The 13,011-nt window shown below is 33.3% G+C and carries 11 protein-coding genes; 5 read left to right on the top strand and 6 right to left on the bottom strand.

Translation table 11 applies throughout. From position 1 onward, the window contains the following. Nucleotides 1–264: 264 nt before the first annotated feature. On the top strand, nt 265–834 hold the full coding sequence (locus BLS22_RS05435) for a YdcF family protein (RefSeq protein WP_090551456.1): 570 nt from the start codon (nt 265–267) through the stop codon (nt 832–834). 292 nt (nt 835–1,126) lie between these two features. On the opposite strand, the gene BLS22_RS05430 is transcribed toward BLS22_RS05435, so the two are convergent. From BLS22_RS05430 to BLS22_RS05420, 3 genes are all read right to left on the bottom strand, one after another. Beyond that, entirely contained in the window at nt 1,127–2,368 is a 1,242-nt protein-coding gene (locus BLS22_RS05430) for a BaiN/RdsA family NAD(P)/FAD-dependent oxidoreductase (protein ID WP_090551453.1), read from the bottom strand. 155 nt (nt 2,369–2,523) lie between these two features. After that, the gene (locus tag BLS22_RS05425; RefSeq protein ID WP_090551450.1) at nt 2,524–3,102 is read right to left on the bottom strand and encodes a 3'-5' exonuclease; all 579 of its coding nucleotides are present in this window, start codon (nt 3,100–3,102) and stop codon (nt 2,524–2,526) included. 324 nt (nt 3,103–3,426) lie between these two features. Next, nucleotides 3,427–3,996: a YoqH family protein gene (locus BLS22_RS05420; protein WP_090551447.1), complete on the bottom strand. Its 570-nt coding sequence runs from the start codon at nt 3,994–3,996 to the stop codon at nt 3,427–3,429. Between the two features lie 498 nt (nt 3,997–4,494). Between BLS22_RS05420 and BLS22_RS05415 the strand changes: the two genes are divergently transcribed. Together BLS22_RS05415 and BLS22_RS05410 are read left to right on the top strand one after the other, a co-directional pair. Next, nucleotides 4,495–5,181: a DUF2953 domain-containing protein gene (locus BLS22_RS05415; RefSeq protein WP_090551444.1), complete on the top strand. Its 687-nt coding sequence runs from the start codon at nt 4,495–4,497 to the stop codon at nt 5,179–5,181. Next, nucleotides 5,171–5,548, top strand: coding sequence for a GerW family sporulation protein (locus BLS22_RS05410; RefSeq protein ID WP_090551439.1), 378 nt, complete (start codon nt 5,171–5,173; stop codon nt 5,546–5,548). The genes BLS22_RS05415 and BLS22_RS05410 overlap by 11 nt, the downstream gene beginning before the upstream one ends. 191 nt (nt 5,549–5,739) lie before the next feature. Here BLS22_RS05410 and BLS22_RS05405 read toward each other — a convergent pair whose 3' ends face one another. Together BLS22_RS05405 and BLS22_RS05400 are read right to left on the bottom strand one after the other, a co-directional pair. Beyond that, nucleotides 5,740–8,877 (bottom strand): AAA family ATPase, encoded by a 3,138-nt coding sequence (locus tag BLS22_RS05405; protein ID WP_090551435.1) that lies wholly within the window; start codon nt 8,875–8,877, stop codon nt 5,740–5,742. Next, nucleotides 8,878–10,080, bottom strand: a complete 1,203-nt coding sequence (locus tag BLS22_RS05400) for an exonuclease SbcCD subunit D (protein WP_090551431.1) — start codon at nt 10,078–10,080, stop codon at nt 8,878–8,880. It abuts the gene before it with no gap. A 281-nt stretch (nt 10,081–10,361) separates the two neighbouring features. On the opposite strand from BLS22_RS05400, the gene BLS22_RS05395 reads away from it, so the two are divergent. Beyond that, the gene (locus BLS22_RS05395) at nt 10,362–10,568 is read left to right on the top strand and encodes a DUF1657 domain-containing protein (protein WP_090551428.1); all 207 of its coding nucleotides are present in this window, start codon (nt 10,362–10,364) and stop codon (nt 10,566–10,568) included. A gap of 93 nt (nt 10,569–10,661) precedes the next feature. Further along, nucleotides 10,662–11,963 carry a voltage-gated chloride channel family protein gene (locus BLS22_RS05390; protein WP_090551425.1) on the top strand — a complete coding sequence of 434 codons (1,302 nt, stop codon included), beginning with the start codon at nt 10,662–10,664 and terminating at the stop codon, nt 11,961–11,963. A gap of 137 nt (nt 11,964–12,100) precedes the next feature. Here BLS22_RS05390 and BLS22_RS05385 read toward each other — a convergent pair whose 3' ends face one another. Beyond that, nucleotides 12,101–12,811 carry a DUF421 domain-containing protein gene (locus tag BLS22_RS05385; protein ID WP_090551422.1) on the bottom strand — a complete coding sequence of 237 codons (711 nt, stop codon included), beginning with the start codon at nt 12,809–12,811 and terminating at the stop codon, nt 12,101–12,103. Nucleotides 12,812–13,011: the final 200 nt, after the last annotated feature.

The following is a 13,011-nucleotide window of genomic DNA, read 5'->3' as shown; positions in this document are numbered from 1 at the left end:
ATATTTTCCCCTCCCTAACCTTTTTACAAATACATAGCATATTACTATATTATCCTTTTGCACAACTTTTTGTGACTATAAAATCAGTAAATTTTTTTTAAAATAGTTATCCTTAATAGCTACAATTTTATATATTGAATTCGCTATTTTGATTAAGCTTCTTTTAAAGCTTTAATTTTTTACTGTTACAAGGAAAGTTTCTACATCCTATGTTATAATAGTAGCAGTTTAAAATATTATTCTGTTGTGTTTTTGGAGGATAGAATGAAAAAAATTATTATATCAACAATCATAGGCATGGTGATTTTATTTCTTATCATTCAGGTTAGTATTATAAGAACCCCCTATAAGCAGGTCCCTAAAAAATCTGATGTGATTATTGTATTGGGCTGTAGGTTGTGGGGAGATCGCCCAAGTCCTATGCTAACCTATCGTCTTGAAAAAGCTTTAGCCCTCTATAATGAAGGCTATGCTGAATCTATCATTGTCAGTGGTTCTCAAGGTGAGGATGAATGGATTACTGAAGCTTTAGCTATGAAGAACTACTTAGTGGATAAAGGTGTACCTCCAGAAATGATATTTAAAGAGGAAAACTCCTTTAGTACTTACCAAAATCTTTATTACAGTAGAGAAATTATGTCAAATGAAGAATTTGAAAGTGCCATTATCGTTACCAACTCCTTTCATATACATCGTTCTCTCATGCTGGCTAATCGATTAAATATAGATGCTGTTGGGGGGCCTGCAATGTCTCACCCTAACCCTTTTTTAATAATCAAATATTATACAAGAGAAGTTGTTGCCTATATGAAGGATTTATTACTTTCTTTTTAAGACATAGGCTCTTTTAAACATTATTATTGATTTTAGCATTCTATGAATTCTTGGGTCCTGTCATCCTGAGGGAAACCAAGGATCTAAGACTCTTCCCTATGCTGACAGTAACAATCCCTCAGTATCTTGTCATGATTTTATTTATACAATATCAATATCTATCTTTATCATAGTGAATACATAAATAGAGGGTTAACCTTAAGCTATCCCTCTATTTTACTATCTTTAAATTTAAATTAGTCTAAATTTATTTTTCAAGCGTTGCTAAGTAATAGGATTATATACTATACTACTACTCGTCTTCCCCTACACTATTGCTTCCAGCAATATAACCTGTAGAAAAGGCTATTTGTAGATTGTATCCTCCTGTTAATGCATCAACATCCAATAGCTCTCCAGCAAAATATAAGTCCTTAATAATTTTGGATTCCATTGTAGAAGGGTTTACTTCCTTTACTGAGATCCCTCCAGATGTTACGATGGCATGCTGTATATTTCTTAATCCTAAAACAGTAATTTTAAAGTTCTTTATAGTCTCCATAAGTCTATTTCTATCTTTCTTATTGAGTTGATTGAATTTTATAGTATTAGATAGATTAAACTCATTTAATAGATCTGCTACAAAACGTTTAGGAAAACACTCTATTAATAGGGTAGAAACTTGTTTATTACTTATATCTGCCGAAAGAAATAGTTCCTTTAATTTGTCTTGGGCAATCTGTGGTAATAAATCTACAAATATTTCATGACCCTCCTTTGGTAAATCAACCTTATTAAGATAGCTACTTAACTCAAAAACAGCCGGCCCAGATATACCATAATGGGTAAATAATAAGTCACCATAAAAGTTTAAAGACTTTTTATTAATCTTCGTTTTAATAACAATATCCCTTAAAGCTATTCCTGTCATCTCTGTTAACCATTTTTCTTCAATGGTCATAGATATTAAACTTGGCTTTAAAGGAATGATTTTATGACCTAGTTTTTCACAAATATTATGTCCCTCACCTGTGCTTCCTGTGATGGGATAGGACACACCTCCGGTGGCTAAAATGAGGGCATCACATTCTAGTTTGTTATGATGATTTGTTTCAATACCTACTATTCTATCATCCTCTACAAATATATCCTTAAGTTGGCATTCAAAATATACTTTAACCCTGTGCTCTGCTAATAGTTTTTCAAAAACCTTAATAACATCAGCAGATTTTTCGCTAAGAGGAAACACTTTTTCTTTTTCTTCAATTTTTATAGGACAACCATTTGTCTCTAGAAGCTCCATTACTTGTTTGCTTGTAAAACTATGTAAACTCTTATATAAAAATTTATGATTTGTAATAATATTTTTCATTATTTCTTCTGGTGAAGAGTTGTTAGTTATATTGCACCTTCCTCCTCCAGTTATACTCAATTTTTTCCCTATAGTAGCATTTTTTTCTATCAGTATTACATGATTGCTATGCTGGGCAGCAGTAATAGCTGCCATCATTCCAGCAGGTCCAGCTCCAACAACGATAATTTTTTTGTTTATCATCCTATACACCTTTTTCCAATTTAATTGTATTTATAAGTTTTTAGTAAGATAATTTCTGTTTTCTTATAAAAATTTAGTTTTGAAGTTTTGTAAAGCTATACTATCCTAATAAGTTTGTCTCAATTTGTTTGTTGATAGGATTTATTAATTAACTTTTATATTATCTTATTATTTTTTAGTTTCTTAAATATTTCAGCAGTATAAATGGCATCATTTAGGGCCTTATGAAATTTATAATTTATATCTATATGAAAAGTTTCTACTGCATTTTTCAATCCTATTTGTCTTCCTGTAGGGATATCTAAATAATTCATACATTCTTTTTGCACATCACAAATTTTTGTAATCCATGGTGTCTTTATATTAAAAAAGTCACAATTCCTTTTTAACTCATTTATATCATCTATTCCCCAGGAGGCCATGATGAAATCATCTTCTTCTATCCATTCTTTAAAGGCTTTTATGGCCTCCTGAAAAGGTAGACCATCTTGTAAATCTTCTTTAGTGATTTTTGTTTTCTTTTTTACCTTAGGGTGGAGCTTTGGGTATAGCTGCGGTCTAACAAATAGCTTGAAGGTATCTTCAATTTGAATCTCGTTATTTGTTTTCACAGCACCTATTTCAATTATTTCCTGGGGACATAAGGGATTTGTGTCCCCCCTCATCAGCTGATTTGTTTTCCTATTAATTTTAAATGGACTATTGAATTCTAAATCAAATATTATGTATTTCATGGAATGTCATCACCTAATTTTCTATTATTTTCTCCTGCTCATGATCATGACCTATTGTTCTTATTTTATCATTAAATTTATTGTATCATGTAATGAATTATTAATAAATAAAATGAAGGGATCGAGATCGCTCTCTCTATTTTATTATCATTAATCATTCATTTTGGGTTCTTCAAAGGATGTGAGTAATTTTTATCATATCTATTTTTTCATTTATTAAAATATTCCTTTCCAATAAATGTTTTAGATAAAAACTTAATTCAGAGGGAGTTTTCTCCCCTCTGAATTATAGCTGAATCCTTTTCTACTCCATATTTATTATTACTAAACATCACAAGCCCTTAGATTATTTTGGAGGATAATCGGTCCAGTTATTCCTGTAATAGCACTAAAAGGCTCCACAACCACCTGCACATCAGCTGTTAAAGATATAGCTGTGGGAAATTCTATTCTTGTACTCCATGTTGGAGGGTCCTCAAGAGTAGGAAATAGTTGATTCCCAAACCCTCCAATATCCCTTAAGAAGGCTGTAGCTATATAGGAATCATAATTGCCAAAAAATGAAGGTGGCGGAAGGGTTGCCATAACATTAATTACTTGCCCCCCTCTAGGTCCAAAATTAACAAAAGCTACACCACCTGTTCCAAAAGGCACTGTCCCCCTTGGTGTCAATATAACACAACAAGGAATTCTCATTAATGCTGGTACACATAACACATCTCCTGGAAAAATTAAGTTAGGATTTTCAATATGTGGATTTGCTGCAATAAGACTAGCTAATGTAACTCTAAATATTTGAGCAATCATAAACATTGTATTTCCTGGTAAAACTATATATCGTCCACTAAACCCTATTGGACAACCAATGGGTATTCTCTGCATTTGTCTAATCATATCATTATACCTCCATTTTACCTATTTAGATATTTAAGCATAAATATCTAAATAGGTAGTTTTGTTATATGATATGAACAGGTCTGAATTTAAGTTACATAAAATAATTTAATAACAGTTCTTCAAGATTTTCCAATGTTTTAAAGAATTTATTTTTAAAAATTGTACAGTCACAAAGGTAATAAACCTCAAACTCTTATCCCCTAGTTAACCTTTGAATAATTTCATAGATATACAATTTTACAATGATTTTTTCAAAAATATTTTATTTTATGAAACTTTTTATGATATTCTGTGTATATATAAATGTATGGTACAGAGGGGAGAAAATTGTTAAAGCATCAACTTAAACAAAGAAGGGTTATGGGAGGTGTAAGAAATGTCAAAGATATCTTACTGAATTGAAACTACTTTTCTAGGATTTAGAGTATGCTTCCAACATTTCTTTACCACAGGAAGCTGTAAGGAGAAAAAAAATCTGTTAACGAGGAATAGCATATGATTATTTGGGCCATTCTAGGTTATCTACTATTATTTATTATTTTTATATTGATTCTTTTCATAGTCCTACCTATAGAGTATGCTGTGGGAGCCTGCAAACACGAAAAAACCATGTTACAAGGAAGAATTAGCTGTTTTTGGAAGATTATCGAGGTCAATTTTACAATGATGGATTCTCACATGTCAAAGATTATCGTAAAACCTTTAGGTATAAGTATCCCAATAGATATTAAAGATGATATCTCTGTAAAAAAGTCAAAAAAATCGAAAAAAGTTAAAGATAAAAAGAAAACTTCTAAACCTAAGAAAAAAGACTGGTCTATTCTAGAGGATTTTAATCAAGAAACAATATCTATCTTGATTGATTTTATCAAAAGAATATGGAAGTATCTCAAACCTAAAAAACTAGTTGTTAAAGGAAAATATGGCTTTGATGATCCCTATTATACTGCAATGGGATTAGTTATTACAAGTTCCCTATACCCCCTTATTAAGGATTATCCTGTATCCCTCACGCCTTCCTTTGGAGAAGCTGTCCTTGAAGGTGAGTTTAAAATTCAAGGGAGGATAGTTATCGTTACCCTGCTAATTGTTATAATAAGATTGATACTATCTAAACCCATGATTAAAACAATAAAATCAATAAGAAAAAACAAAAAGGAGGAAAAGAAATATGTCAGTTAATTTTAGTGAAAACTCAAGTGTCTTATTTGAAAAGCTAGAAAAATTCTTTACATCTAAAACCGTTGTAGGTGAAACCATTGTTGTTGGTGATATCACTTTAATCCCTATGGTGGATATATCCTTTGGCCTAGGAACAGGTAGCGGTGATGGCATTGATGAAAAAGGTAATAAAGGTGTAGGCTCTGGTGGTGGTGTTGGAGCAAAGGCCTCCCCTACTGCTGTTATTGTTATTATCGATGGAAAGGTTGAAATTCTACCAGTTAACCAACGAGGTGGCCTAGAGAAACTATTAGATATGGTGCCAGATATCGTTTCTAAGGTAAACCTCAATAAAGAAGATAAAAAAGAAGAAAATGTAGAGGAATAAAAACTTAAAAGAGGATAATTTGGTAAACAAACCAAACTATCCTCTTTATGTTTAATCTTCTGTGAAAAATTTCTCATCCTGTGTTATAAAAAATAGTTATCAGTAGCATAAAATAAATATACACAAAAATATTTACAAAACCACAAAATTTGATACATAATTGCAAGCGCAAGCGCTAATATTTTCTTGAATTACACTGCAAACTTCACCCTACTACCTTCCTTAGCAGGGGTAATTTCTAGTCTTACATCTATTCTTTCCTTTAGTTCAGGGACATGGGATATAATTCCTACAAGTCTTCCCCCCATCTGAAGATCAATTAAGCATTGAATAGCATGATCTAGAGATTCAGGATCTAGAGTTCCAAAGCCTTCATCTACAAACATCGTATCTAGACTTATGCCTCCAGCATAGGACTGAACAACATCAGCCAATCCAAGGGCTAGGGCTAGGGATGCTTTGAAGCTTTCTCCTCCTGATAGGGTCTTAACATGACGAGCTTTACCTGTATAGTTATCAAAGACCTCCAGTTCAAGCCCCTCCTGTCTTCTCCCTTTACCCCTTTCTTCCTTTCTTCTAAGTATATATCTTCCTCCTGCCATCTTATTTAATCTTATGTTGGAGGCATTTATTATTTCATCAAAGTAGGCAGCCAATACATATCTTTCAAAGGTTATTCTTTCTTCATTATCACCATTGGCAACTTTAGAAAGCTCCCCAACAACACCAAAGACTTCTTCATCTTTTCTTATGTCCTCATTTATTTTTTCTATTTCTCTGAGAGCCTTCTTATTATTGTTTATTCTTGAAAATAACTGTTTTTCCTTAGGCTCTAAGAGATTTTTTCGATTCTTAAGCTGTTTTAAATCTTCAATAAGCTTTTCTAAAGATACTTCCTTCAAATCCTTCGTATCCTTTATTGCTTTCTCAACCCTATCCTTTAGAGATTTTAGATTTTGATAATACTCAAGTATATCTGTTTCTAATTCTTTTATTTGTTCTTCCTTCATCTTTTTAACATGATATTCAGTATAGTCATTAAAACCAGCAGCTTTAATCCTATTTTCTAGTTCTAGTTTTAATGCCTCTATCTCCTGTTTTTCTTCCTCTAGGCTTTTCCAAAGAGTTTGACAGTTTGCCTCAGCAAATGCATGGTCATTACTGGCCTTGCTATAATTTTCTTGAGCTTTTTTATGACTTTGTTGTAGCTTATCTAAAATACCTTGAATCTCATTAATCTTAGAGGTTAACTTAGTATAGGAACGAATTGCTAGAGGTATTTCCTTTTCAATACTGATAAGAAGTTCCTCCCCTGCCTTCACAACTCCATAGTCCTGGGTATATACCTTTTCTAATTCTTCTACTTGGTATTGATTTTTATTAATATTATCCTCACACTGGTTTAAGTCGGTTTCTAACTTGTTTTTCTCTTTAACAATCATCTCCAAACTATTTAATTGTTCCTCTAGAGATTTTAATTCACTACTTAACATCTCACCCTGCTTCTCTAGATAAGGGAGCATAGCCTCAAGCTTTAAATCCTTTATTTCCTGCCCTAGTGCTTCAAGCAAGCTATTCTTTCGCTGTAAAACCTCCACTTCACTATTTTGTATATCTCCATGTAATCTAGAGACCTCACCATATTTCTTGTCCCTTTCCTCAGCTGCTTTATCCAGCTTAAGTTTCATCTTCTTTATCTCTTCTTCTGTGGGTACATCTTCAACCGCCTCAGCAGGCTTTGGATGATGACTGGAACCACATACTGGACACTCCATGCCATCCCTTAAATCCCTAGCTAAAAGTCCTGCCTGTCCTCTTCTAAAGCTATCCTCCATTGTTTCATAAATTAATTTAATCTCTTTAAATTTGTTATCTAGTTCCTCATAGGCTTGAATCTCTTTTTTGTACTTGTTAGCTTTAGTAATATATTGTTTCGTATATTTATATAAATTTCTAGCATCCTCTAAAATTTCCTGTTTTTGATCCCTTATGTTGATTAGCTTTTCAAGATCTATTTCCGCCTTCTGGATCTCCTTTAGTCCTTCATAAATAAGCTGAAGCTTGTTTTTTTCCTCTTTAATACTGAACTTAAGACCTTGCAATGTCTTCTCTTTATTCTCCAGCTCTTTTTTTTGTTTTTCTATATTTAACTTTTTATCTTCATATTCCTTCACCTTCTCTTGACGGCTTTTCAGGGTTGCTATTTCATCCGATATCTTCTTTCTCTCTGGTTCCTTAGCCTCCTCTATCTTTATCTGCTGTGCTGTTTGAAGAAGGTTGTCCTTAGCAATGTTTAGACTTTCAGTAGCTTCCCTATATTCTTTGTGCCTCATCTCTAGGGCTTTTTCCCTCTGTATATATGTATTTTCCAATTCTATTATGGGTAGGGTTTTTCTACCCCTTTCCAATCGCAGGTTTTTTTCTTTGTATTCCTTCTCCTTTAAAACATGGTCTGTATACTCTTTTTCCAGCTCTATTTTATCGTTAATTTTCTTGTTTGTTTCTTGGCCTTCTACAAATTGCTGCTGAAGTTTTTCCTGCTCTCCTATGATTCCTTTAATCTCTTGTGCAATTTCTTGATTTTTCTTCTCATCCTCTTCTATAAGGAGCTTTGTTCTATTGATGATTTCCGCTATGTTCATATCCTTTGCATAGATCAATCTATGTAATGCCTCATCCCCACCAGTTTCAATATTTTTAGCATGGGTATCCCTTCTAGTTTGCTTTTCACCTATTTTCTTGCTAATGGATTTCCTTTGGTCTTCTAATTTTCTTTGTATGGTTTCAAAGGCTTCTGTACCAAAAATCTTTCTAAATATAGCCTCCCTTTCTATACTTTCTGCCTCTAGTAGTTTTCTAAATTCCCCTTGAGGCAGCATAACTATTTGTCTAAATTGATTTTTATTGATACCTAAAACCCTACTAATCTTTTCATCGACAGCAGTAACCCTGGTGATGATTTCCCCACTGGGAAGGATTAGCTCTGCTTCTGTGTTCTTTTGTACTGTCCCCTCTCCCTTAAGTTTTTTTCTCTCCTGTTGGGGTACCCTTTTAACCTTATATACCTTTCCCCTTAGTTCAAAATCAAGTTCTACATAGGTTAAGGTTTCTTGGGTAGCAAAGTCACTTCGCAGGCTATCCTTACTTCTACTACTGCCAGAGGCTTCACCAAAGAGAGCATAACTTATGGCATCAAATATGGTTGTTTTTCCCGCTCCTGTCGGACCCGTAATTAAGAATATATTCTTGTTCTTTAGCTCCTCAAAATCTACTGTCTGTAGGTTTGCATAGGGCCCAAAGCCACTGATTATCAACTTTAATGGCCTCATCTATCTTCCCTCCTTCTCTACTTCTTGAATAACTTCCCGTACCACATCAAGCCTTTTCTCTTCTAAAACCCTACCTGTGATTGAATGATAGAACTCCCGAAAAAGCTCTAGCTTTGATTTATGCTGATATCCCTCAGCTGCAGAGGTTCTACTTTCTTCTCGTATAGCTGCTGTCTCTCTACTAAGGCCCATAATATTTGGGTAAACAGCCCTTAACTTAGATATAGGATCTATCAGTTCCTCTTCATCTGTAAGTACAGCATATATGTAATCCTCAAGATTTGTGCCTTCATATACACTGGGGTTTATAAGTTCATTTAGAGGACCTTTAATAATTCTCATATCCCTCTTAGGCTTAAGTTGCTTTATCTGTACAGATATTTCTCCTGTTTCATCAATATTTACTATGGTAACACCCTTCTTATGATTGGTTTCTGAAAAAGAATACTTTAATAGGGAGCCTGAGTACCTCATTCTATCGCTTCCCACCCTTTGGGGAGCATGAAGATGACCTAGGGCCGTATAATGAAAACAGTCAAAATACCCTCCCCTAATGATATCTGTTCCCCCAATACTTAATGGTCTTTCAGAATCAGAGGTCATAATCTCATCTAGGGGGATCTCTATCGTAGCTTTATTTTCATCATTGTTCTCCCTCATGTTGGTTATATAGCCGTGGGCTACTAAAACATTTTTTGTGCCTTCCTGTATGTCTTCCCTAATACTATCTATTATTTTTTTCATGGCATTATCATGGTTGGTTATATCGTGATCTTCTAGGACATGTCTTATTTCCTTTGGATCGGCATAGGGCAGTAAATAAAAATTAACTGGCCCCTTATCCCCCTCTAGGGTAATTTTTTTAATCTCCTTACTAAAACCCCCTGCTATATGTAAACCATTTTGAGTTAGTACTCTGCTGGCAAAGGATAATCTTTCAGCACTATCATGGTTGCCGGCTATAGCCAGTATAGGTGTATTTAAATCCAGTAGGATCGTACTGAAAATTCTATCTAAAAGCTCTACAGCCTCCACTGGTGGTATGCTTCTGTCATATATGTCTCCAGCGATAACAATGACATTGGGCTTTTCCTCCTTAACCACCTCTATCAGTTGCTCTAGGGCAAATTCTTGATCTTCTATCATGCTGAACTCGTTAACAATCTTGCCTATATGCCAATCTCCAGTATGAAGTATTTTCATGGAATCCTCATCTCCTTTACAATATATATAATATAAACCGTGATTTTATTTCATTGGGATATCTATATGTACTTTAATTTATTATACAGGATTTTTTCCTTCTGTCGCAAACAATGTAGATCATTTGAAAAAAAATGTAATTTTTATCAAAACAAGGTCATATCAAAGCCACTACAACCTATTGAACCTTTACTGTGTTTGAGCTATTCATAATAGAATTTATAAAATATATTTTGGTTAAACTAAAGTTAAACTAATTTGCATAAAAGGGAGAGGTTTAGATGACAGTTCAAAAAGATTTAGAAAAAGTTATAGCATATTGTGAAGCTGTAAAAGGAACCTATGCTATGATGGCACAAGCCACTGAAGAACAACAGGCAAAGGATATGTTTAATAGCATGAAAAATGATCTTGATGATCATATGGAATTTCTTAATGGACGATTAGAGTATCTTAATCAAAATAATGAGTTAAACAAAAAGAACTAACTACTAAAAATCTAGATAAACAAGATGAAAAATCTACTATTGTATATACCATAGTATTGATAGATTATCTTCTAACAAAGGAGTACTAGTACCGTGGGTTATTTAACTGATAAATTTTTTAATCATACCGTAAAAGCTAGACATGTAACATTTATTTTAACCCTTTCAAAATGGATTTTATGGGGAAGCATTATTGGTATAGTTGTAGGTACTACCTCAGCTTTATTGATTAATTTAAATGATTTTCTCACAGATGTACGGGAAGCAAATCATTTTACATTATTCTTTCTCCCTTTGGGAGGTATCGTCATAGGCTACATTTATATGTATTATGGTAAAGGTTCCCGTAAAGGAAATGATTTGATTCTAGAGCATATTCACCATGGTCAAGGAGAGGTTCCCCTAAGGATGGGACCTATCGTCTTCATATGCACATTTATTACCCATCTATTTGGTGGTTCAACAGGTAGAGAAGGTGCTGCCATACAGATGGGGGCAAGTATATCAGAAGGAGTAAATCGCTTATTGAAAATTAATAAAATAGATCGTAGAATTTTAATTATTAGTGGAGTAAGTGGTGGGTTTGGCTCGGCTTTTGGTGCCCCTATAGCAGGTACTATTTTTGGTATGGAAGCCATCTCCATAGGTAAAACAAAATATGAAGCCTTAATTCCCTGTTTTGTTGCTAGCTTTGTAGGTCATTATGTAGCAACAGCATGGGGCATTCAGCATGAACACTTTACTATAAAAAACATTCCAGATATTAATACAATTAACCTTATAAAAGTTGTAGGGTTATCCATTATTTTTGGCTTTACTAGTGTTGTATACAGTCAATTAAGACATGAAATTAAAACCTTATCTGATAAATATTTAAAAAATCTTATGTTAAGAGCCTTTGTGGGAGGAATTATCCTTATAGGATTGACCTATCTAATAGGCTCTCGAGATTATCTTGGTCGTGGTTTACCAATGGTTGAAAGAGCTTTTGAGGGAGATGTTCCTACCTTCGCTTTTTTAGGTAAAATTGTATTCACTGCCATCACAATGGGGACTGGTTTTCGTGGTGGTGAGGTAATCCCTCTTTTCTTTATGGGGGCCACCTTAGGAAATACTCTATCTACCATAGTAGGATTGCCAACTTCTTTTCTTGCAGCTGTGGGTATGATTGCTGTATTCTCAGGGGCAGCTAATGTACCCATTTCTGCCTTTCTTTTTAGTCTTGAAATCTTCGATGGCCAAGGTATGAGCTATTTTTTTATTGCCTGTCTCATTAGTTTCATTTTTTCAGGACATCATGGTATTTATGCTGCACAAAAAATATATGAACCTAAAAGTAGAATGCTAAATCTTCCTGCTGGAAAATCAATTAAATCCATTGAAGAAGATCAGTAAAAAAGTTCAGTAACAAAACTGAACTTTTTTATAGGAATCATATAAAAATTCACTAACAATAATTTTTTATCAAATAAAAGTTGTCTGTTTTGATTTAAAATTACATGTATGCTGTAAAAATTAATTTTATCATTTCTTTAAATGATAAAATCATTCATAAAACTAGCAGGTTCAATTACTTTTGATATACATAGCTTTCCTTCTGTATTTATGTCTACATAAAATGCTTCATCAAAGCTATTTATATTATTTAGTTTCAGCTGTTGCTTAAGCCATGCTTTATTTAAATTAAGTTTCTGTAAATTGTCTTCATAAACCTTTCCATCAACAATTAGAGGCATTGTTAGCCCTTTGTACTTTGTATCTACTTTCATATCATCAGGAGTCAGTGGCTGAAATTGTGATTTTTTCATTACACTAATATTACCACTATCCTCTACAATGGCAAATTCAACTTGATTTATGTCAAAAATTCCCTTTTCTCTTAAAAACATTAGTACATTTTCAATAGAATATCTTAGTTTTTCCATATTGGATTTAATAAATCGTCCATTTTGTATAATTACAATAGGTTCAAAGGTAACTTTCTTACCAAACCTTCGGCTTTTAACTGTAAAATGACTTATAAGATACTGTATAGATATTAATAGTACTATAGCATATGCCGTTGGCAAATGAGGTACTTTAGGGTCAGCGATATCGGCCCCTACCACATTTCCTAATATAATAATGGTTAAAAAATCAAATACTGGAAGTTCGCCAATTTTTCTTCTTCCAGTCACTAATATAAGAATTAATAGTAACGTCATTATAGAAAAAATTCTAAAAGTCAAATTCAAATATTCCATAGGGTTAGACACCTCCTTGAAATTTCCTTTCATCATAACTTTATTATTCCAAGGTAATGATATAAAATGCAATTAACACTTTTGCTAAGGCCTCATATTATAAAATCAGCAAAAGTGGTAACGAGCCCTCGTCCCTTATCCCAAGAAAAAACCACATCCTAAAGGATGCGGATTAAAGATTTATTAGGAATAGTGTGAAG

Source organism: Natronincola ferrireducens (assembly GCF_900100845.1).
Classification (GTDB): Bacteria; Bacillota; Clostridia; order Peptostreptococcales; family Natronincolaceae; genus Natronincola_B; species Natronincola_B ferrireducens.
The sequence above is the reverse complement of the archived record's forward strand: the minus strand, read 5'-3'. Positions and strand labels throughout refer to the sequence as shown.

What these genes read in the sequence shown, in the direction of transcription:
- BLS22_RS05420 (WP_090551447.1), bottom strand. Translation starts at nt 3,996, where the DNA reads ATGATTAGACAAATGCAGAGAATACCCATTGGTTGTCCAATAGGGTTT.
- BLS22_RS05385 (WP_090551422.1), bottom strand. Translation starts at nt 12,811, where the DNA reads ATGGAATATTTGAATTTGACTTTTAGAATTTTTTCTATAATGACGTTA.
- BLS22_RS05435 (WP_090551456.1), top strand. Translation starts at nt 265, where the DNA reads ATGAAAAAAATTATTATATCAACAATCATAGGCATGGTGATTTTATTT.
- BLS22_RS05400 (WP_090551431.1), bottom strand. Translation starts at nt 10,080, where the DNA reads ATGAAAATACTTCATACTGGAGATTGGCATATAGGCAAGATTGTTAAC.
- BLS22_RS05415 (WP_090551444.1), top strand. Translation starts at nt 4,495, where the DNA reads ATGATTATTTGGGCCATTCTAGGTTATCTACTATTATTTATTATTTTT.
- BLS22_RS05395 (WP_090551428.1), top strand. Translation starts at nt 10,362, where the DNA reads ATGACAGTTCAAAAAGATTTAGAAAAAGTTATAGCATATTGTGAAGCT.
- BLS22_RS05425 (WP_090551450.1), bottom strand. Translation starts at nt 3,102, where the DNA reads ATGAAATACATAATATTTGATTTAGAATTCAATAGTCCATTTAAAATT.
- BLS22_RS05430 (WP_090551453.1), bottom strand. Translation starts at nt 2,368, where the DNA reads ATGATAAACAAAAAAATTATCGTTGTTGGAGCTGGACCTGCTGGAATG.
- BLS22_RS05410 (WP_090551439.1), top strand. Translation starts at nt 5,171, where the DNA reads ATGTCAGTTAATTTTAGTGAAAACTCAAGTGTCTTATTTGAAAAGCTA.
- BLS22_RS05405 (WP_090551435.1), bottom strand. Translation starts at nt 8,877, where the DNA reads ATGAGGCCATTAAAGTTGATAATCAGTGGCTTTGGGCCCTATGCAAAC.